Here is a 21726-nt window from a genome sequence, read left to right as displayed (position 1 = left end):
TCTCGCCGGCGTTCGTGGGAGCGCCGGACCGAGGAAGGTGGGAGGCGGACTGATGACGGTCGAGTCACCGCCCGCGGTCGAGGCGCACGCCATCGATCCGGGCCCGGCGGCAGCCGACACGGACGGGCCCGGCGCGAAAGCGGAGGTGAAGGCGCGCCGGCGGCGAGAGGCCGCCGCGCGCAAGGAGATTCTCGCCCCGGTGCGCGGGCCGCTCACGGTGGCCGGGCTGATCGTGGCGGTGGCCGCGGTGTGCTCGGTGTTGCCGTTCCTGCTGATCGTCTCGGCCTGCCGTGAGCTGCTGCGGGATACGCCCGACACCGACCGGGTGTGGCGGCTGCTGCTGATCGCGGTGCTGGTGCTGGTGGTCCGGGCGGTGCTGCAGGCGGTCGCGCTGACCTGGTCGCACGCCGTGGACGCCCGCTACCAGCTGACCCTGCGCCGGCTGCTGGCCGACAAGCTGACCCGGGTGCCGCTGGGCTGGTTCGGCGCCCGCACCTCCACCGAGGTGAAGAAGTACCTCCAGGACGATGTCGAGGCGCTGCACTATCTGGTGGCGCATGCGCGGCTGGACTTCATCGGTTCGGTGACGATCCCGCTGGTCACCCTGGTCTACCTGGCGACCGTGGACTGGCGGCTGACGCTCATTCTGCTGCTGCCGCTGGTCGTCTACGCGCTGTGCATGCGCGCGATGCTGGACGAGCCCGGCCGCGAACGCCTGCTGGCCTACAACGCCGCCGAGCAGCGCACCCGCGCCGCGACCGTCGAATTCGTGGACGGCATCCAGGTGGTGCGGGCTTTCGGGCGAGCCGGCCGGGCGCACAGCGAGTTCCGGGCCGCCGTCGAGGAGCAGACCGAGCGGCTGCGGCGGCTGAAAATGCCGGTGATGACGGTGCAGTCGATCTCGGACACGGTGGTCTCGCCGGTGTTCGTCATGCTGCTGGTCGTGGTGGCCGGGCTCGCGGGCGTGCGCCTCGGGTGGATCGAGCCGCTGGATGTGCTGCCGTTCCTGCTGGTCGGGCTCGGGCTGGGCAGTTCGCTGCTGGGTCTGGGCTACGGCACCCAGGCGCTGCGCACGGCCGGTGACGCGGCGCTGCGGCTGCACGATCTGCTGCAGACCGCCGAATTGGCGTCCGGCACGGGCGATTCCGCACCGCAGCAGGCTCCCGCCGGGCTGATCCGTTTCGAGGGCGTGAGTTTCGGCTACCGCGCCGACCATCAGGTGCTGCGCGATCTCGACCTCGAGCTGGCGCCCGGCACCATGACCGCCCTGGTGGGCCCGAGCGGTTCCGGCAAGTCGACGCTGGCCAAGCTGCTGCCGCGCTTCTACGACGTGGATGCGGGCCGGATCACCCTCGGCGGCCGCGATATTCGCGACTTCCCGAGCGAGGAGCTCTATCGCACGGTCGGATTCGTCTTCCAGGACGTCCGGCTGATCCGCGGCACCATCGCCGACAATCTGCGCCTGGCCCGCCCCGACGCCGATGCCGCGGCCCTGGAACGCGCGGCCCGCGCGGCCCGCATCCACGACCGCATCCTGGCGTTGCCGCGCGGCTACGACTCCGAGATCGGGGTGGACGCCGTGCTGTCCTGTGGTGAGGCGCAACGGCTTTCGATCGCCCGCACCCTGCTGGCCGACACCCCGATCCTGGTGCTGGACGAGGCCACCGCCTTCGCCGACCCCGAATCCGAGGCGGCGGTGCAGGACGCGCTGGCCGAACTGGTGGCCGGTCGCACCGTGCTGGTCATCGCGCACCGGCTGCACACCATCACCGGTGTGGACCGAATCCTGGTGCTGGAGAACGGAATCCTGGTCGAACAGGGTGACCATGCCGGTCTGCACACCGCGGGCGGCCTCTACCAGCGGCTCTGGGAAGTCAATGAGGCGGCCCTGGCGGCCGTCGCCGGCGCCGACCGCGCCGCCGGGAGCGCCGATCGGCCTTCGGGCGCATGGTCGGACGGAACCGACCCGGTGGCAGGCGATCTCGGGGACGGCCGAGCCGGGATGAAGGCCGGCCGCACCGCCGCCGCTGAGGAGGGTAATCGATGATCCGCAAGGTGCTCGGCCTGGTGCCGGGCGAATTCGCGCGGCTGACACCGCGACTGCTGCTGGCCATCGTGGTCCAGGCACTGTCGCAGGCCGCCGCCTATGTGCTGCTGGTGCCGGTCTTGCAGGCCTTGTTCGACAAGGATCTGGGCCGGGCCTGGTGGTGGACGCTGTGGCTGGCGCTGGCCGTGGCCGGGGTCGTGGTGTTCGGTTACCTGCAGTCGGTGCTGGGCCTGCGCGTCGGCGTGGGCATGCAGCACGGTTTGCAGACCCGGCTCGGTGATCACCTGAATGCCCTGCCGCTGGGCTGGTTCGACGACCGGCACGCGGGGGAGCTGTCGCGGGTGATGGTCGAGAATGTCCGCGAGGTGCAGGGCCTGATCGCCTATCTGCTGGCGAAAATGCTGACCGGCGTGCTGGTTCCGCTCGGTGTGGCGGTGGGCATGCTGGTCGTCGACTGGCGTATTTCGCTGGCCATGCTGGTGACGGCCCCGGTGCTGTTCCTGGTGAATCTGTGGGCCAACCGCTCCTATGTCGCCGCCGATGAGCGCATGCACGAGGCCGCCGCCGAGGCGAACGCCCGGGTCCTGGAATTCGCGCAGGCGCAACCGGTGCTGCGTTCGCTGGGCGCGGTCGGCGCTGGTAATCGCGCGTTGGACACGGCATTGGCCCGCCAGCGCCGGGCCGCCAATGGCCTGCTGATCGCCGCGGTGCCCGGCCTGATCGTGTTCTCGCTGGTGGTGCAGGCCGTCTTCCTGGTGCTGGTCTACCTGGTGGTGGGCCGGGCCACCGACGGCGCGCTCTCCGCCGCCGCGGCGATCGCCCTGATCGCGGTGAGTTCCCGTTTCATCGAGCCGCTGACCCAGGCCGCGCAGCTGGGTGGCGCCCTGCGCTCCGCCGCCGCGGCGGCCGACCGGGTGAGTGCGCTGCTTGCGGAACCGGCACTGCCGCAGCCGGATTCACCGGTGACGCCAGGTGCGCCGCAGGTGGAGTTCGACCGGGTCAGCTTCGGCTACGGCGCGGACAAGACGGTGCTGCAGGACATCTCGTTCACCGCGGCGCCCGGCACCACGACCGCCATCGTGGGTCCGAGCGGCGCGGGCAAATCCACGCTGCTGCGCCTGGCTGCCCGCTTCCACGACACCGATTCCGGTCTTGTCCTGGTCGGCGGCCACGATGTGCGCGAGCAGCCGGCGGCGGCCTTGCTGAACCGGCTGGCGCTGGTCTTCCAGAATGTCTACCTCTTCGATCGCTCTGTGCTGGAGAACATCCGGGCGGGCCGTCCGGACGCGACCGAGGCCGAGGTCCTCGCGGCCGCCCGGGTCGCGCGGGTGGACGAGATCGCCGACCGGCTGCCCGACGGCTGGCAGACCGCGGTCGGCGAGGGCGGTTCCGCGCTGTCCGGTGGTGAGCGCCAGCGTGTTTCGATTGCCCGCGCCCTGGTCAAGGCTGCTCCGATCGTGTTGCTGGACGAGGCCACGAGCGCCCTCGATCCGCACAACGAGGCGGCGGTGGTGCGCGGTGTGCACGAACTCACCCGTGGCAGAACCGTTCTCGTGGTGGCGCATCGTCTCGCGACCATCGCGCACGCCGATCAGATCCTGTTCATGGACTGCGGTCGCATCGTCGAGCGCGGTACGCACGCCGAGCTGCTCGCGCTCGGCGGCCGCTACGCCGCCTTCTGGACCGAGCGCACCCGTTCCTCCGGCTGGCGTCTGGCGCCGGTACCCGCGTAGCCGGACGGCCCCGGATTCCGCGCGAGTCCGGGGCCGTCCGGGTGGGTCACTCTCGAATTGGCAGAGTCATTGCCGACGGGTCAGAGGGTCATTGCCGACGGGTCAGAGGCTGCAGGGCAGCATCGCGACGCTCGCGACGGTGCACTCGCCCTCGCGGGACAGCTTCCAGTCGCCGTCGATGAGCTTCCAGGTCAGCGGGAAGGTGAACGGATCGAAGCCGTCCACGGCCGTCTGCAGGGTGGCCGAGAGGGTGTCGCCGTTCTCGGTGACCGGGCCCAGGATGGTCCAGCGGAAGCTCGGCGGGGCGGCGTTCATCGCGGTGCCGATCTGGTCCAGCAGCGGCAGTCCGGCCTCGCCGGCCTCGAGCTCGGCGGCGCGGGTGGCGGCCGGGGCACCGGTGTTGAGGGCGGTCTGCAGCTTGGCCTTCAGATCGCCGGTGCTCGGGGCGGCGGTGCGCACGGGGGCGAAAGCCGGTGCGGCCGTGGCGGTGACGGCGCTGACGCCGGTTCCGGCGAGCAGGGCGGCGGTGGCGAGGGCGGCACCGAGGAGGCGCGAGGTACGGGGCATGGTTTCCAGTCCAATCGTTTTCGTCACGAGCGCTTCGCAAGCGCTGCCAAGCAATATAAGGTAAGGCTATGCAAACCTAAAGCGGTTGGTGGGTTGTGCGAGGCAGACAACAGTGAGCAACTGGGACGGAGAAGCGGTGGAGACACTTCTGGTGGTCGGTGCGGGGCCGAAAGCCCTGGCGGTAGCGGCCAAGTCGCATGTGCTGCGGGAACTCGGCCTGCCCGCACCGCGGGTGACCGTGGTCGAGGCGCAGACGGTCGGCGGCAACTGGCTACCCACCGGCGGCTGGACCGACGGCCGGCACCGCCTGGGCACCAGCCCCGAGAAAGACGTCGGCTTCCCGTACCACTCGACCTGGGCGCGCGGCCACAACCGCGAGATCGACGCGGCCATGCGGACTTTCAGCTGGACTGCCTTCCTGGTCGAGCACGGCACCTACGCCGAGTGGATCGACCGCGGCCGGCCCAGCCCCCAGCATCACGTGTGGGCCAAATACCTGCAGTGGGTGGCCCGGCGCATCGACCTGGATCTGGTCCAGGGCACGGCGACCGGCATCGCCGCCGCGGCCGACGGCTGGCTGGTGTCGGTCGCCGACACCGCCGGCCGCACTGACGTCACCGCCGGCCACGTGGACGAGATCGATTGCGACGCGGTCATGATCACCGGGCCCGGCCGCAGCGACCGGGCCCTGGCCGAGCATCCGAAGGTGCTCAGCATCTCCGAATTCTGGGAGCTGGCGGGCCGCCGTGAACTGCCCCCGTCCTCGCGGGTGGCGGTGATCGGCGGCGGCGAGACCGCGGGTTCGGCGCTGGACGAGCTGGTTCGCCACGAGATGCTCACCGTCTCGGTGATCTCGCCCAAGGCGACGTTGTACACGCGTGGTGAAAGCTATTTCGAGAACTCGCTCTACAGCGATCCGACCAAGTGGGCGGGCCTGGGCATGGCCGAACGCCGCGATGTCATCCGGCGCACCGATCGCGGGGTGTTCTCGGTGCGGGTGCAGGAAAGCCTGTTGGGGGACAACCGGGTTCACCATCTGCAGGGCCGGGTGGTGAATCTCGCCGACCAGGACGACCGGGTCGCCCTCACCCTGCGCAACGACCTGCGCGCCGATCAGGTGCACACCTTCGATCTGGTGGTGGACGCCACCGGCGGTCAGCCGCTGTGGTTCCTGGATCTGTTCGATTCGGCCGCGACCGATCTGCTCGAACTGGCGGTGGGCGGACCGTTGGAGACCGCGCGCATCGAGGCGGCCATCGGCTTCGATCTGGCGGTGTCCGGGCTGGACGCCAAGCTGTACCTGCCGAACCTGGCCGCCATGGCGCAGGGTCCGGGCTTCCCGAATCTCAGCTGTCTGGGCGAGCTTTCGGACCGGATCCTGCAACCGGCGGTGAATCCCGCGCCGCGCTATCGGATCTCGGGCAGGTCGGCGGCGCTGCGTGGCAGCGCGTAGAGCGAGATGCGCCGATCCGGCCGGATGTCGAAGTCGCCCAGGTGCTGCCACCCGATCTTCTCCAACGCTTTCCGCATGGGGGTGTTGCGATGATCGGGTTCGCACAGCAGCCGGCGGCATTCGGGTTCGGCGGCCAGGATCGCCTGCCCCAGCAGGCGCATCCAGCCCGACATGACGCCGCGGCCCAGCAGCGTCGCGTCCGCGGTGGCGATGTGGAAGCCCATGTCGCGGGCGTCGGCGTCGTAGAGGCGCGCGATCTCGTCCTTGGCGGGGCGGTACAACTCCACATACGCCACCTCGCGGTTGCCCAGGTCGGGGCGGTCCAGGGCGGCGAAGTCGTATTCGAGAATGCACGGGCGGGAGAAGGTTCCGGCCAGCTGGGCCGCGCAGTCGGCGCGGCGGCGATCGGCGTCCCAGGCCTGTTCCCAGGTCTCGAGCAGGTGTGGCCGGTGCATCCACTCGGTGATGGTCTCCGGATCGCGGGAGCCGACGTCCACCGGCCGCAGCGTGAACGGTGCGGCGAACTCGGGCAGCACCGGTGCGGGCGCGCGGCGGATGTGGTCGGGAAGGTCCGTGAGTTCGCGCGCGAGGACGTAGGTCGTCCGGTTCATCGCTGTGGCGCTCCGTTCGTCGGTTAGCTTGATCACCCTGCTTGGTAAGGCTAGCCTATACTAAGTAGGCGGTGTTACGGTTGCCCGGACATTGCAAGGGGGACAAGCGGAACCGACGCCGAATGCGGTCGGGCAGTTGCGTAGGAGAGATGCGGGAAATGCCACGGGAACTCGGCTGGATCAGGCAATTTCAGGCCCCGAGTGCGGAATCCGCGCCACCGCTGCTGATCTTCCCGCACGCCGGTGCGGGCGCCTCCGCCTATCGGGTCTTCGCCAGGACGCTGGCTGCCGAATTCGATGTCGTGGTGTTCCAGTACCCGGGCCGTCAGGACCGGGCCCGCCAGGCGGCTCTGGAAACGCTGCCCGACATCGCGGCCGGGGCCTTCGCCGAATTCCGGGAATCCGCGCATGAAACCGGTGTTCCCCTCACGGTTTTCGGGCACAGCATGGGCGCGGTGATCGCGTTCGAATTCGCCCGCCTGGCCGAGGCCGCGGGGCTGAGCGTGCGACTGCTGGTCGCCTCCTCGGCCGCCGCACCCGCCCGGGTCGCCGCGCTGCCGGGGCATCCCACCGAGGACGAGGCCCTGCTCGACCACATGTCGGCGCTCAATGGCACCGGTGCGGAGGTGCTGGGGAGCCGCGAGGTACTACGTATGGCGCTGCCGGTCATGAAGGCCGATTACCGTGCCTTCGACGCGTATTCGTGCGCGCAGGATATTGCCGTGGACGCGCCGATCCTGGTGCTGGGTGGCGACGAGGACGAATTCGTCGCGCCGCGTGATCTGTACGCGTGGGAAAGCCACAGCCGCGGCGGAATTCGGGTCACCCTGTTCGCGGGCGGGCATTTCTATCTCAACGACCATGTCGACGGTATCGCCGAACTGCTGGTAGCCGAGAAGAGCGTCGTCGCGTGAGCGCGCTGGATTCCGGCGATCCCGTTGTGATCGTCGGCATGGGTATCGAGGCGCCCGGTGGCATCGACACCCTGCCGGAATTCTGGGCGGCCCTGGCGTCCGGGCGGGAATTGCTCGGCCCGTTTCCTCGTGATCGGGAATGGCCGCTGGCGGAATTGCTGTCCCTGGACCGGCACGAGGGCTGGGGCGCGGTGCCGGACGCCGGCGGGTTCCTCACCGGCGCCACCGACTTCGATGCGCTGTTCTTCGGCATCACGCCGCGCGAGGCCGTGGCCATGGATCCGCAGCAGCGGGCCGGTCTGCGGGTGGCCTGGCGGGCGCTCGAGCAGGCCGGGATCAATCCCGGTGCGGTGGACGGTGATTCGGCCGGATGCTGGATGGGCGCCTCGGTGATGGAGTACGGGCCGCGGGTGGCCTCGGTCAACGAGTACAGCGGGTACCGGGCCACCGGCACCGCGCTGGGTGCGGTGGCCGGGCGGATCTCGCACGGGCTGGGCCTGACCGGGCCGTCGGTCACCGTCGACACCGCGTGCGCGTCCGCGCTCACCGCCGTGCATCAGGCGGCCGCCGCCATCCGGGCGGGGGAGTGCGAGTGGGCGCTGGCGGGCGGGGTGTGCGTCATGGGTTCGCCGGGCGCGTTCTACGAGTTCTCCAAGAACAATGCGCTGGCCGCCGACGGCCACTGCCGGTCCTACTCCGCCGACGCCACCGGCACGCTGTGGGGTGAGGGCGCGGGAGTCGTTGTGCTGGAACGGGAGTCGCGGGCGCGGGCGCTCGGGCATCGGGTGTACGGGCGGCTGCTGGGTTCGCGCGTGAACCACAATGGCAAGGGCGCGCCGATCGCGGTGCCGAGCGCGGCGGCGCAGGAGCGGCTCATCCGCGACACCCTGGCCGTGTCCGGGATTTCCGCCGGACAGGTCGGGCTCATCGAGGGTCACGGCACCGGTACTCCGGTGGGTGATCCGCTCGAATTGACCGCGCTCGCAGCCACTTACGGTCTCCCGTCCGCCGCGGGGGCGCGGCTGGGATCGGTGAAGTCCAATGCCGGTCACGCGCAGGCCGCCTCCGGAATCCTGGGCCTGATCAAGGTGCTGTTGGCAGGAGCGCACGGGCAGATCCCGCCCACCCTGCACGCCGACCGGCCGACCGCCGACATCGATTGGGCCGAAACCACTCTGCGGCTCGCCACCGAACTCGAGCCCTGGCCGGCCGTGGACGGCATGCGATACGCGGCGGTGTCCTCGTTCGGTGTCGCGGGCACCAATGCCCACGCCCTCGTGAGCCTGCCCGAGCTGGAGGAAAGCGATGTGTAGCCACCGGCTGCCCGATGGCAGCATCCCCGTCCTGCTCTCGTCCGACACCGCCGACGGCGTGCGCGCCGAGGCCGCGGGCATCCTGGCCTACCTGGAGCAGCGGCCCGCCGTCGCCCCGGATCGGGTGGCGGACATGCTGTTCCGCACCCGCACGGCCCGCCGCTACCGGGCGCTGGCCATGGTCACCGGGCGTGCGGAGCTGCTCGATGCCCTGCGCGCCATCGCCGACGGGACCTCGCATCCCGCGGTGGTGCTGGGTGACGGTCCCGCGACCGTGCGCCGGATCGGCTTCGTGTTCCCCGGTCAGGGCAGTCAGCGTACCGGCATGGGCGCGCTGTACTACGACCTGTCCCCGCACTACCGGGCCGCCGTCGACGAGTGCGCGGCCGTGCATGCCGAGCGCTTCGGCCACGATCAGCCGCTGCACTATCTGCTGGGCACCGCGGGCGCGTACCAGGACACCGTGTGGGAGGTGCAGCCCGCCTTGATGTTCCATATGGCCGGTCTGGCCGCCATGTGGCAGGCCGCCGGCGTGCGCCCGGCCGCCACCATCGGTCACAGCCAGGGCGAGCTGGCCGCGGGCGCGGTCTCGCGGGTCATGTCGGTGCGTGACGCCGTGCTGGTGGTGACCCACCGCGCGCGCCTGGTGGAGCGTCTCTCGCCGCGTGGCTACGCCATGGCCGTGCTGGCCATGAACCGCGAGGACTGCGAGGCGCTGCTGGCCCGCCACTCGGGCTGGGCCGAGCTGTCGGTGGTGAACGCCCCGCACATCATGGCCATCTCCGGCGACCGCGACACCATCGCCGACATGGTCGCCACCGCCACCGAGCGCGGTCATTTCGCCCGCGAGATCGGCGTCGCCTACCCCGCGCACACCTCGATCGTGGCGGAGCTGCGCGCAGAATTCGAAGGGTTCCTCGGCGGCGAGCTGAGTGACCCGACCTTCACCGACACCGACATCCCTTGCTACGGGGCGACTCTCGGCGCCCCCATCACGGCAGACCTGGTCCAGGAACAGTACTGGTACTGGAACCTGCGCAACCGGGTCCGCTTCGACCGCGCCGTGGTCGCCGCCGCCACCGACGGCATCGACACCCTCATCGAGGTCGTCGAACACCCCGTCCTGCAACTGGCCCTCCAGGAGAACCTCTCCCTGGTCCCGCGCGACCCGTCCCGCGGCCCCCGCGACTTCAAGGTCCTCGGCACCTCCCTGCGCACCGCCACCTCCCTGCGCGAATTCACCCGCAACCTGGCCGCCATCGCCGTCCACGACCTCGCCTACGACTGGACCGCCCTGCGCACCGACGCGCCCCCGGCCCTCCCGCTGCGCGACTTCCCCCACACGGTCATGAATCCCAAGCGCCTGTGGGCCGACCCGGGCTACGCCCCCGAGACAGTGCACCCGCCGACCCCGGCCGTCCCCAAACCCCAACGCCTGGTGGAGAAGTGGACCCCCTGGGAGCGCCGCACCCTGACCCCGCCCCGCCGCCTGGCCTTCCTCGACCCCACCGGCCGCTGCGCCGACCAATTGTCCGCCCTCCTCGCCGCGGCAGATCGCTACGGCGCCACCGCCACCGCCCTCGAGCCGACGGCGGTCGCGGGCACAACTCAGGCCGCCGGCGCACGCGAGGCCTTGCACCAGAGTGAACCCTCCACGACCGAAGGCACGACGGCACAATCACCCTCGAGCGGCCTCGCACGGGAGACCTTGGGCCGCAGGTCAGTCGGTCGCTTCGATGTCGGCGCGGTGCTGGATCTGGCCGAGATGGCGGCGGTCGCCGCGGAGAACGCCGGTCCGGGCGCGCTCAGCGAGGCGCTGGCAGCCGAAGCCGCCTCGACGCTGTCCGGCTCGGGTCTCAGCAGCGGAAAGGAATCACCGCAGCAGGCGGACTTCGACAGCGTGGTGATTCTGTGGCCCGCGCTGCCCGAGTCGACCGTCGTGGACGCGGTGGCCGAGCTGACGGAGTTCTTCGCCGCGCGCACCTGGCTGTCCGCGGTGTCGGATGTGCGTGCGGGCGGTGAGGTCTGGCTGGTGACGGTCGGGGGTGAGGTTGTGGTGCCGGAAGATACGGTGCCGCAGTTGTTCCACGGGGCCGTGGCGTCCGGGTTCCGGTGTGTCGGTGTGGAGAAACCCGGGGTGCTGTTCCGGCATCTGGATCTTGCGGCCGATGCGGGGGTCAGAGAAGCGAATCGGGTTGTGGCGGCGCTGCATACGGCGGGTGAGCCGGAGGTGGCGCTGCGTGGCGGAAAGGTGTTCGTCAAGCGGTTGGTCGCGGACGAGTCTGTGCCGGGGGAGGCCGCTGAACTCGATCATGTGCTGATCGTGGGTGGCACCGGCAAGCTCGGGCTGTTGTTCGCCGAGCACTTCGTGCGGCAGGGCGCCGGGCGGGTCACGCTGGTGAGCCGGTCCGGCGAATCCAGCTCGGCTGCCGCGGAAGTGGCGCGACTGCGCGCACTCGGCGCCACCGAGATCGTGGTCGCGGCCTGTGATGTCAACGATGCGGACGCTGTCGCGCGCCTCGCGGCAGGACTGGGGGAGCGGCCGGTGAGCCTGCTCGTCCATGCGGCGGTCAACTATGTGGACGCCGGGATCGAGGAGATCACCGCCGAGATGGTCGGCACCGCCGCGGCGTCGAAGGTGCTGGGCCTGGAGGCGGTGCTCGACGCGGTGCCGTTGCGTCCGAACGGCCGGGTGCTGCTGTGCTCGTCCATGGCCGCGACACTCGGTGGGCGCGGGCAGATTCTGTATGCCGTCGCCAACCGGATGCTGGATATTCTCGCCCGCCGCCTGCGCGAGCGCGGGATCGATTGCGCCGCACTGGAGTGGGGCCTGTGGAGTGTCGCGGGTCCGCTCGATGCGGCGGGTATGGCGCGGGTCGAGGGTGCGGGGGTGTACCCCATGAATCCGGCCGACGCCATCGCCGCGGGATTCGCCGGGCAGCCGACCGACGCGGTGGTGATCTCCGCCGACTGGCCGTTCCTGCGTGATGTCATGGGAGCCTTCGGCCAGGCTGCTGTGCTGTCGGAGGTGCCGGAGCCCGAGACGATCATGCCGCCGCGCATCGCGGCAGCGGATGTGTGCGCGAATCAGACTGTCACAGAGACGAATCCGTCATCGCCCGCTGCTGATCAGCCGGTGGCGTCGGCACCGGACCGCCCGCTGGCGGACCAGGTGCTCGCCGAGCTCGAGCGGGTGATGGGCATCGATGCCGGCGACACCATCGACCGCTCCACGCCGCTGGTCGCACTGGGCCTGGATTCCTTGCAGGCCTTGGACTTCCGCAAGCGGGTCCAGGCGTCGCTGGATCGGGAGCTGCCGGTCGCGGCGATCCTGGGCGGCGCGTCGCTGGACGATGTCGTGCTGCTGATGGCAGAGAACACCAACTAGGGCTAGGGGCCAGATTTCATGTCAGACACCGATGCCACCGTGACCGTGGCCGGAACCTCCGTCGCCGACCGCCGCCGGGAACTGCTGCGGCGCAGGCTCGCCGAGCAGGGCCTGGCCGCCGCCACCACCGCGCCGGTGCGCCGCACCCGGGTCGGGGAGCGGCGTCCGCTGTCGGCCGGGCAGCGCCGCATGTGGTTCCTGCAGACGCGCGACCCCGAGGACACCACACTGAATATCTGTGTGGCGTACCGGCTCACAGGCGCACTCGACGAGCAGCGCCTGCGGACCGCGGTGGCGGCGGTGTTCGCCCGGCACGACGTGCTGCGCACCACCTTCGGTACGGATGCGGACGGCGAGCCGTTCCAGGTGTTCGCCGACGACATCACCCTGCCGTGGCAGTCGCACGATCTGACCGACCTGGCCGAGTCCGCCCGCCCGTTGCGGGTGGAGGTGCTGGCCCGCCGGGAATTCGGCCGCCCCTTCGACCTCGCCACCGAGCTGCCCCTGCGGATCACGCTGGTGCGCACCGGAACAGCGGAGTGGGTGCTGCTGCTGGCCGCACACCACAGCTGCTGGGACGACGACGCCTGGGGCGTGTTCTTCGCCGACCTCAACGCCGCCTACAACGGAGCCCGGACCGCCGCCCCGGCCGCGCAGTTCGTCGATCTCGAGGTCCTGGACGCCCCCGCCGAGGACGAGGCGGACATCGCCTACTGGCGGAACACCCTGCGCCCCTTGCCGGAACCCCTCGAACTTCCCGGCTCGGCCGTGGTCGCGCCGTCGAAGCGCGCCGACCGCTGCACCGTCGCGCTGCCGGCCGATCTCCTGAACCGGGTGGACGTCTTCGCCCGCGAGCAGGCGGCCAGCCCGTTCATGGTGCTGCTCGCCGGCTACGCCGCCCTGATCCAGCGCTACACCGCCGCCGACGATTTCCTGGTCTCCATCCCGGTCACCAATCGCCGGTCGGCGGCCGCCGAACAGCTCATCGGCTACTTCGGCAACACCCTGCTGCTGCGCGAAACCGTCGACCGCGCCGAGACTTTCACCGGCCTGGTCGCGGCCACCAAGCGCACCTGCCTGGACGCCTTCGCCCATCAGGCCGTCGGCATCGACCGCGTGGTGCGCGAGGTGAACCCGGAACGCGTCGCCGGACGGGACGGCATGGATCAGCTGGTGCGCCTGGGCTTCAGCGTCCGCAAGAGCGCCGACGGTTTCGCGCTGGACGGCGTCACCTCGACCCAGCTGGACGAACTGGGCGCCCCCACCGCACAGGTCCCGCTGGCCGTCGCGGTCGTGACCGAGAGCGCGCACGGCGCGGTGCTCGAGGCCGAATACCAGGTGGACGTGCTGCCCCGGCCGCTGGTGCAGCGCATGCTGGAACACTATGTGCGGCTGCTGGATCGGGCGCTGAGCACCCCGGGCGGCCGGCTCGCCGACCTCGACATGCTGGGCGGCGACGACCGCCTCGCCATCCTGGAACAGTCGCGCGGCGCGGACGTGCCGGCCGGCCCGGCCACCATGGTCGGCCTGTTCGAGGCCAGTGTCGCCGCCGGACCCGGCACCCTGGCCCTGGTCTCCGACGACCTCGAACTCACTTATGCCGACCTGAACCGCCGCGCGAACCGCCTGGCGCACTGGCTGATTCGCGAGGGCATCGGCAGCGAGGACATCGTCGCCCTGCGCATGAGCAACTCGGTCGAGTTCATCGCGGCCGTCTACGGCGTGCTCAAGGCGGGCGCGGCCTACCTGCCCATCGACCCGGCCTACCCGGACGACCGCATCGACTACCTGATCGCCGATGCGGGCCCGCGCCTGGTGCTGGGCCGCGTCGAACTCGACGCCGCCGAGGACGCCGCCGCCGCGCTGCCGGACACCGATCCCGCCGACACCGACCGCGTCCGCCCGCTGCTCCCGGCGAACCTGGCCTACGTCATCTACACCTCGGGTTCGACCGGCAAGCCCAAGGGCGTCCCGGTCTCGCACGCCGCCATCGCCGAGCACGTGGTGAGCTTCACCGCCGAATGGGGCATGACCGCCGACGATCGGCTGCTGCAATCGTCCTCGGTGAGCTTCGACGCCTCCCTGCTGGACATCTTCGTCACCCTCGCGCTGGGCGCGCGGCTGATCGTGCCGAAACCCGATGCCTTCCGCGACATCCGCTATGTCGCCGACCTGATCACCCGCCGCGGCGTGACCGTGCTGCACATGGTGCCGTCCATGCTCGGCACCTTCCTGCTGCTGCCCGAGGTGAGCGAATGGCGTGCGCTGCGCCATGTCCCGGTGGGCGGCGAGGCGCTGCCGGGCGAGGTGGCCGACCGGTTCGCCGCCGTCTTCGACGCCGAGCTGCGCAATCACTACGGGCCGACCGAGGCCGTGGTCTGCGCGACCCATCAGCCGGTGGCGGGCCCGCAGGGCACCGGGATCGTGCCCATCGGCGTACCCAATCAGAACGTGCACGCCTACGTGCTCGACGAGGCCCTGCAGCTGGTGCCCGCCGGGGTGGTCGGCGAGATCTACCTGGGTGGTGCGCAATTGGCGCGCGGCTACCTGGGCCGGCCCGCGCTCACCGCGAGCCGCTTCGTCGCCGACCCGTTCACCGCCGGCGCGCGGCTCTACCGCACCGGAGATCTGGCCCGCCGCAACGAGTTCGGGGAACTGGACTTCGTCGGCCGCGCCGATGAGCAGGTCAAGGTGCGCGGCTTCCGGATCGAGCTCGGCGAGGTGGAGTCGGCGCTGACCGCACACCCGAGCGTGGGGCACTGCGTGGTGATCGTGACCGAGGATCCGGCCGTCGGCGCACAGCTCGCCGCCTACCTGGTGCCCGCGGCCGGTGCGACGGTCGAGGTGGACCAGGTGCGCGCCCACGTCGCCGCCGCGCTGCCGGAGTACATGGTGCCCAGCGCTTTCGCCGTCATCGACGAGATCCCGCTGACCGTCAACGGCAAGCTGGACAAGCGGGCGCTGCCCGCGCCGGCGCCCGCGGTGGGGCGGGTGCACCGCGCGCCCGCCACCGCCACCGAGCGCCGCCTGTGTGCCATCTACACCCAGCTGTTCGGCATTCCGACGGCGGGCGCGGATGATTCGTTCTTCGAACTGGGTGGGCATTCGCTGCTGGCCGCGCGCCTGGTCGCGCAGATCCGCGCCGAATTCGGTGTGGAGCTGGATGTGCGGATCGTATTCGACACCCCGACCCCGGCCGGGCTGGCCGCCGGTCTGGTCGCGCGGTTCCGCGACGAGTTCGGCATCGACCTGGATGCCATGGACGACGACATCGAGTCGGTCGAGACCGCCTGTGCCGCACCGGCTTCCGCACGTCCGGCCGTCACCTCGCGCCCGCGTCCGGACCGGCTGCCGCTGTCCTACTCGCAGCTGGCCATGTGGTTCCAGTACCGCATGGAGGGCCCGAGCGCGGTCGGCAATCTGCCCTTCGCCGTCCGCTTCGACGGCGGCATCGATATCGCCGCGTTGCGCGCCGCGCTCGCCGATGTGGTGGCGCGGCACGAGGCGCTGCGCACCGGTTTCGGTGAGCAGGACGGCGTTCCGTACCAGGTGGTGCGAGCCGCCGGGGCGGTCGAGCTCGAGATCACCGGCATCGACGCCGACCGGTTGACGGACGAGCTCGCCGAGATCGGCCGCTACCCCTTCACGGTCGAATCCGAACCGCTGCTGCGGGCCCGCCTGCTGGTCCTCGACCCGGGCACGCACGTGCTGTCGCTGCTGGTCCACCACATCGTGGCCGACCACGCGTCGCTGGGCATCCTGCTCGAGGACCTGGTCGCCGCCTACCGTGCGCGGGTCGAGGGCGGGCGGGCGCCGCAGTGGACCCCGCTTGCCGTGCAGTACCCGGATTACGTGCTGTGGCAGCACGATGCGTTCGCCTCCGGTGCGGATGGCCTGCCCGGCGACTACGGCCGGGCGCAGCTGGACTTCTGGCGCGCCGCCCTCGCCGGTGTGCCGGACCAGATCGATGTCGCCCCTGATCGGCCGCGGCCCGCGGTCCTCGGCAAGCGCGGCGAGGTCGCCACCTTCGCGGCGCCCGCCGCCCTGCGCTCCGGGCTGGCCGCGCTCGCCGAAGCCTGCGGCGCAACGGAATTCATGGTGTACGAGGCCGCCGTCGCGACCCTGCTGCACAAGCTGGGCGGCGGCACGGACATCACCCTGGGCACCCCGGTGGCCTGCCGCGTCGACGACGCGACCGCACCGCTCGTCGGTCTGTTCGCCAATATGGCGGTGCTGCGCAACGATCTGTCGGGCACCCCGACCCTGCGCGACACCGTGCTGCGCGGCCGCGACGTGGTCCTGGATGCCCAGGCGCACCAGGAACTTCCGATCGAACGCCTGGTGGAGGCGCTCAACCCGCCGCGCTCGCGCTCCCGCAACCCACTGTTCCAGAGCATGCTGCACTTCCGCGGCGCGGACTGGGCGCCCGCCACCCTGGCCGTGGCGGGCACGACCACCGCCACCGTGCTGCCGGTCGACTTCGACGTCTCCTTCCTGGACCTCAATGTCTCCGTGAACGTCACCGGTGATGGCGGCCTGGCCGTGCGCGTGGTCGCCAATGCCGACCTGTACGACCCGGAGACCGTGCAGCACATCGCGACCGCGCTGGCCACCACCCTGGCGGCGTACGCCACCGCGCCCGACCGCACCGTGGCCGAGCTCGAGGTGCTGCCCGCCGACCGGCTGGAGCGGCTGCTCGCCCCGCCCGCGCCCGCCGCGGCGACCCGCGCCGCCGCCACCGGCGACCACGCCCGCACCGAACGCGCGCTCATCGACCTGCTCGAAGAGCTGCTGGACATCAGCGAGGTCGAGCCCGACGACAACTTCTTCGCCCTCGGCGGCGACAGCGTCATCTCCATCCAGTGGTCGGCCCGCGCCACCGAGCTCGGCCTGCCGCTCAGCCCGCAGCTGGTGTTCGAGCATTTCACCATCGCCGAACTCGCCGCCGCGGTCGACGCCGCAGAACCCGTTGCCGTGCAAGCGGAGTCGATCCCGCAGGAGGAATCCGCCCCCATGAGCGCCTCCGGCCTCGACGCCGACGCCCTCGCCGCCCTCACCTCCTCCTGGCAGGCCCGATGACCACCACCGAAAACCGCACCCCGCCACCGCAGATCGAGGACGTGCTGGCGCTGAGCCCGCTGCAGGAGGGGCTGTTCTCGCTGTCACGCCTCAGCGGCGACGACCTCGACCTGTACACCATGCAGTTCGTGGTCGACATCGACGGACCGCTGGACACCTCGCTGCTGCGGCGCAGCGCGCAGGCCATGCTGGACCGGCATCCCAACCTGCGCGCCGCCTTCTGGGACGAGAACGTGCCGCGGCCGGTGCAGATCGTGCCCGCACAGGCCGAACTGCCCTGGACCGAAAAATCTGCGCGGCCAGCGGAATTCGACGCCATCGCGGCGACCGAACGACACGCGCCGTTCGACCTGAGCCGCGGTCCGGCCCTGCGTATCCTGCTGCTCACCGTGCCCGACACCGGCACCCGGCGCATGATCCTCACCGCCCACCACATCCTGATGGACGGCTGGGCGGTGGCGGTGTTCTTCACCGAACTGCTCGCCGTCTACCGATCCGGCGGATCCGTTGCGGCACTGCCGAAACCGCGCCCCTACCGCGACTACATCGCGTGGCTGGGCGCACAGGACACCGCCGCGGTCACCCAGCGCTGGGTCGACTACCTCGCGGGAGTGAGCGGTCCGCTCATGCTGGCGGACGGCGCGCCGGCCGGCCCGAACGCCGTGCCGGAGAAGACCCGCCTGCTGCTGTCCGCTGCCGACACCGACCGGGTCCGTACCTGGGCCGGTGCGCACGGGCTGACCCTCAACACCGCCGTGCAATTCGCCTGGACGGTGCTGCTCGGGCGGCTCACCGATCGCCGCGACATCGTGTACGGCACCACCATCTCCGGTCGGCCCGACCAGCTTCCGGGCGTGGAGGGCATGGTCGGGTTGTTCATCAACACCGTGCCCGTCGCCCACCATCTGGACTCCGGCACCTCCATCGCCGACCAGTGCGCACGCCTGCAGCGCGAGTGCGCCGCCATGCGCGACATCGGCTTCCTGAGCCTGTCGGCCGTGCAGCGCGCCACGGGGCACGGCACCCTCTTCGACACGCTGTTCGTCTTCGAGAACGCCCCCATCGACGACGCCATCCGCACCGTCACCGCCCCCGATGGCGCCTGCTTCCGTCCGATCGAGATGGAGAGCCTCGCGCACTACCCGCTCACGGTGGTCGCGCACATGAGCGGCGACCAGCTGCTGGTCCAGCTCGAGGTGATGCCCGCCGCGCTCCCCTACTTCCCGGCCGCGGACCTGGGCGAGCGGCTGCTCGCGCTGCTGCGGCAACTACCGGAAACCGGCACGGCCACACCCGATTCGCTCAGCGTGCTCACCGCGTCGGAGCAGGAGCTGCCCGCAGCGCCGCATTCCACGACCGCAGGCGCCGACGCTGCCTCGGTCTGGGAGCTGTTCGAGCGGCAGGTGGCCGCCACGCCGGAAGCCGTTGCACTCCAGGACAGCTCCGGCTCCCGGTACACCTACCGCGCCCTGCATGACGCGGCCGTCCGGCTCGGCGCCGAGTTCGCCGCGCAGGGTGTCGGCCCGGAAACAGTGGTAGCGCTGCTGCTTCCACGCACCGTGCGATCGATCGTCGCGGTGCTCGCGGCCTTCGCCGCGGGCGGAGCCTATGTGCCGGTGGATATCACGCTGCCCGTCGCACGCGTAGAATCGATCCTCCGGCAGGCGCGGCCGACGTTGGTGGTCACCGACGACACCACCCGCGATCTGCTCGAAACCGCCGAATCCCCGGGGTCCGGCGCAGGTGTCGCAGCTGTCGGCGAGCAGCGGGTGCCGATGCTGCTCCTCGGCGATCCCCTTGCCGCCGAACGACCCTCCGCCGCCCCTGTCGAACTCCCGCGCGTCGTCCGCCACCCGGACCAGCTCGCGTACCTCATCTTCACCTCCGGCTCGACGGGCGAACCCAAGGGCGTCGCCGGGACCAATGCCGCCCTCATGGCCTACTTCGCCGACCATCGCGACCGGATCTACCGGCCCGCCATGGCCCGCCTGGGCCGGCCACTGCGCATCGCGCACGCCTGGTCGCTGAGCTTCGACGCCTCCTGGCAGCCCATGGTGGGCCTGCTCGCCGGACAGACCATCCACCTGTTCGACGCCACGGAAATGCGTGACGCGCAGCGGTTGTGCGCGGGCATGATCGCCCACGACATCGACATGATCGACACCACCCCGTCGATGTTCGCCCAGCTCAACGCCGCTGGGCTGGTGGACCGCGTGCTGCCCGTGCTGGCGCTGGGCGGTGAGGCCATCGACGCCGCGCTGTGGTCGCGGCTGCGCGCGCTGGCCCCGTCCGAAGGCCGGTCCGGCACCGCGGTCTACAACTGCTACGGACCCACCGAGACCACCGTCGAGGCCGTGGTGGCCCCGGTCGCGGACTTCGACACCCCGACCATCGGCACCGCGAACGCCGGAATGTCCGGCTACGTCCTGGATTCCGGGCTGCGCCCGGTACCCGGCGGCGTCGTCGGCGAGCTGTACCTGTCCGGGCCGCAGCTGGCCCGCGGCTATATCGGCCGCGCCGCAACCACATCCGACCGCTTCGTCGCAGACCCCTTCCGGCCCGGCCGCCGCATGTACCGGACCGGCGATCTGGTCCGCCGGCTGCCCCACGGTGGCTTCGGCTACCTGGGCCGCGCCGACGCGCAGGTGAAGGTGCGCGGCTACCGCATCGAGATCGGTGAGATCGAGACCGCCCTGCGGCGACTGCCCGGCGTGGACACCGCCGCCGTCACCGTGGTGCGCCGCGCGGGCGGGGCGAGCCTGGTCGGATTCGTCGTGGGGGAGCGGGGCGAGTCCGTCGATCCCGCGCGCACCCGCGCCGCGCTCGCGGAACGCCTGCCCGCCTACATGATTCCGGCCCGCGTGCTCGCCCTGCCACGGCTGCCGGTGAACGCCAACGGCAAACTCGACGGCCCCGAGCTGACGCGGCTCGCCGAAGCCGCCCTCGCCGACGCCGGGTCGGGCGCCGCGCCCAGCACCGCCACCGAGAAGGAGCTCGCCGAGGTCCTCGCCGAACTCTTCGACGGCCGCACCCCCGGTCTCGACGACGACTTCTTCGCCCTCGGCGTGGACAGCATCGTCGCCATCTCCCTGGTCAACAAGGCCCGCCGCCGCGGCCTCACCCTCACCCCGCGCATGGTGCTGGCCACCCCGACCCTGCGCGAACTCGCCGCGGCCCTCGACGCCGCGGACTCGGCCCCCGCGGAGCGGGTGGCGGATTACGGTGCGGTGCATCCGCTTCCGGTCGTGTCGTGGATGTACGAGTACGGCAACTACCGCCGCTTCACCCAGACCGCCCTGCTCCGGCTGCCCGACGGCATCGACCGCGGCACCCTCGGGGCTTCGCTGCAGGCCGTCCTCGACGGCTACGACACCCTGCGCTCACGCCTCGTCGACACCGACGACGGCCCGCGCCTGGTCACCGCCGCGCCGGGCACGGTCCGCGCGGCCGACATCCTCACGCACACAGCCGATCCCGCCGACACCGCCGCGGCCGTGCACGCCGCGGCCCGGACGGTCATGGACCAGATCGACCCGCGCACCGGCGATATGGTGCGCGCCGTCCGGTTCTCCGGCACCGAACACGGCGATGTCCTGCTGCTCACCGTCCACCACCTGGCAGTGGACGTGGTCTCCTGGCACCTGCTCATCGCCGCCCTGAACGAGGGCGCCGCCCTCCCCGAATCCACCTCGTACCGCGAGTTCTCCCGCCGCATGGCGGAGCGGGCGGAGTCCGTGGAAGTCCTTGCACAGCAGGACTATTGGCGCGACCAGCTCGCCGCTCCCGACCCCGCCATCGGCCGCCGCATCCCGTACCCGCACACCGACACCTGGTCCGCTCTCCGGGTCGCCACCGCCGTGACCCCGGTCGAGGTCACCGCCCGCCTGCTCGCCGCGCTCACCCGCGACGAGGGTGTGCGCGAACTGCTGCTCACCGCCCTCACCATCACCCTGGCGAGCTGGCGGCGCGAACGCGCCCAGGATCCTTCCCACGGCGCTCTCCTCGCCCTGGAGGGCCATGGCCGCGCCGACGACCTGCTCGGCACCGACACCAGCAACACCCTCGGCTGGTTCACCACCGTGTTCCCGATCCGACTCGGCGCGGGTGAGACGGTGGATGCCGAACGGGCGGAACAGGATCCGGCCGCGGCCCGCGCTCTTCTGGAATCGGTGACCGCGCACCTGGCCGCCATCCCCAACCGGGGCGTGGACTACGGCCTGCTCCGCTACACTGCCCGCGTCCCCGAACTGGCCACCGCACGGCACCCCCAGATCGAGTTCAACTACCTCGGCCGAGTCGACCTCAGTGGCCAGGACTCCCGATCCTGGTCCCTGCTCACCGGCCCGCTCAACGAGGCACTGCCGCTGGACCCGGAACCCGAGCTCCCCCTGCGCTACGCACTGGACGTCATCGCCGGCATCGGCTCGACCCCGGAGGGCCCGCAACTCACCACCAATTGGCGCTGGAGCGAAACCCTGTTCACCGCAGCGGAAGCCAACCGGCTGACCGAACTCTGGCAGCGCAGCCTGGTTGCCGTGGCAGTCGCCGTGTCCTGATCACCCAGGCGGTAAGGGCCGTCCGCCGCGCGAGAGTGGGCGGGCGGCCGGTATCGCGGACGAAG

10 protein-coding genes are annotated in these 21726 nt (G+C 71.2%); 8 read left to right on the top strand and 2 right to left on the bottom strand.

The features are described from left to right. Positions 1–52 precede the first annotated feature (52 nt). Together ABZV44_RS01630 and ABZV44_RS01625 are read left to right on the top strand one after the other, a co-directional pair. Entirely contained in the window at positions 53–2047 is a 1995-nt protein-coding gene (locus ABZV44_RS01630; protein ID WP_354830551.1) for an ABC transporter ATP-binding protein, read from the top strand. After that, positions 2044–3780 (top strand): ABC transporter ATP-binding protein, encoded by a 1737-nt coding sequence (locus ABZV44_RS01625; protein WP_354830549.1) that lies wholly within the window; start codon positions 2044–2046, stop codon positions 3778–3780. The genes ABZV44_RS01630 and ABZV44_RS01625 overlap by 4 nt, the downstream gene beginning before the upstream one ends. 102 nt (positions 3781–3882) lie before the next feature. Here ABZV44_RS01625 and ABZV44_RS01620 read toward each other — a convergent pair whose 3' ends face one another. Continuing rightward, the gene (locus ABZV44_RS01620; RefSeq protein WP_354830546.1) at positions 3883–4347 is read right to left on the bottom strand and encodes a hypothetical protein; all 465 of its coding nucleotides are present in this window, start codon (positions 4345–4347) and stop codon (positions 3883–3885) included. A 136-nt stretch (positions 4348–4483) separates the two neighbouring features. Here ABZV44_RS01620 and ABZV44_RS01615 point away from each other — a divergent pair, with 136 nt between their 5' ends. Then, entirely contained in the window at positions 4484–5800 is a 1317-nt protein-coding gene (locus ABZV44_RS01615) for a SidA/IucD/PvdA family monooxygenase (protein ID WP_354830545.1), read from the top strand. On the opposite strand, the gene ABZV44_RS01610 is transcribed toward ABZV44_RS01615, so the two are convergent. Beyond that, entirely contained in the window at positions 5755–6411 is a 657-nt protein-coding gene (locus tag ABZV44_RS01610) for a GNAT family N-acetyltransferase (RefSeq protein WP_354830544.1), read from the bottom strand. The genes ABZV44_RS01615 and ABZV44_RS01610 overlap by 46 nt on opposite strands. Before the next feature lie 158 nt (positions 6412–6569). On the opposite strand from ABZV44_RS01610, the gene ABZV44_RS01605 reads away from it, so the two are divergent. Genes ABZV44_RS01605 through ABZV44_RS01585 form a run of 5 tightly spaced genes read left to right on the top strand, consistent with a single transcriptional unit; the run spans position 6570 to position 21661 of the window. Beyond that, positions 6570–7325, top strand: coding sequence for an alpha/beta fold hydrolase (locus ABZV44_RS01605; RefSeq protein ID WP_354830542.1), 756 nt, complete (start codon positions 6570–6572; stop codon positions 7323–7325). Further along, positions 7322–8638, top strand: coding sequence for a polyketide synthase (locus tag ABZV44_RS01600; RefSeq protein ID WP_354830541.1), 1317 nt, complete (start codon positions 7322–7324; stop codon positions 8636–8638). The genes ABZV44_RS01605 and ABZV44_RS01600 overlap by 4 nt, the downstream gene beginning before the upstream one ends. Continuing rightward, complete coding sequence (locus tag ABZV44_RS01595; RefSeq protein WP_354830540.1) at positions 8631–12026, top strand: SDR family NAD(P)-dependent oxidoreductase; 3396 nt, start codon at positions 8631–8633, stop codon at positions 12024–12026. Before ABZV44_RS01600 ends, ABZV44_RS01595 begins: the two co-directional genes overlap by 8 nt. Before the next feature lie 18 nt (positions 12027–12044). After that, positions 12045–17105 carry an amino acid adenylation domain-containing protein gene (locus ABZV44_RS01590; protein WP_354830538.1) on the top strand — a complete coding sequence of 1687 codons (5061 nt, stop codon included), beginning with the start codon at positions 12045–12047 and terminating at the stop codon, positions 17103–17105. Next, on the top strand, positions 17102–21661 hold the full coding sequence (locus tag ABZV44_RS01585; protein ID WP_354830536.1) for an amino acid adenylation domain-containing protein: 4560 nt from the start codon (positions 17102–17104) through the stop codon (positions 21659–21661). The genes ABZV44_RS01590 and ABZV44_RS01585 overlap by 4 nt, the downstream gene beginning before the upstream one ends. The last annotated feature ends 65 nt before the right edge of the window (positions 21662–21726 follow it).

This window comes from Nocardia sp. NPDC004860, from assembly GCF_040609015.1.
In the GTDB taxonomy this organism is placed as follows: Bacteria; Actinomycetota; Actinomycetes; order Mycobacteriales; family Mycobacteriaceae; genus Nocardia.
Note: the sequence above shows the minus strand (reverse complement) of the source record. Positions and strands in the feature narration are given on the sequence as shown.

Bases quoted from the DNA above. Each gene is read 5' to 3' on its own strand.
- ABZV44_RS01630 (WP_354830551.1), top strand. From the start codon at position 53: ATGACGGTCGAGTCACCGCCCGCGGTCGAGGCGCACGCCATCGATCCG.
- ABZV44_RS01625 (WP_354830549.1), top strand. From the start codon at position 2,044: ATGATCCGCAAGGTGCTCGGCCTGGTGCCGGGCGAATTCGCGCGGCTG.
- ABZV44_RS01620 (WP_354830546.1), bottom strand. From the start codon at position 4,347: ATGCCCCGTACCTCGCGCCTCCTCGGTGCCGCCCTCGCCACCGCCGCC.
- ABZV44_RS01610 (WP_354830544.1), bottom strand. From the start codon at position 6,411: ATGAACCGGACGACCTACGTCCTCGCGCGCGAACTCACGGACCTTCCC.
- ABZV44_RS01605 (WP_354830542.1), top strand. From the start codon at position 6,570: ATGCCACGGGAACTCGGCTGGATCAGGCAATTTCAGGCCCCGAGTGCG.
- ABZV44_RS01595 (WP_354830540.1), top strand. From the start codon at position 8,631: ATGTGTAGCCACCGGCTGCCCGATGGCAGCATCCCCGTCCTGCTCTCG.
- ABZV44_RS01590 (WP_354830538.1), top strand. From the start codon at position 12,045: ATGTCAGACACCGATGCCACCGTGACCGTGGCCGGAACCTCCGTCGCC.
- ABZV44_RS01585 (WP_354830536.1), top strand. From the start codon at position 17,102: ATGACCACCACCGAAAACCGCACCCCGCCACCGCAGATCGAGGACGTG.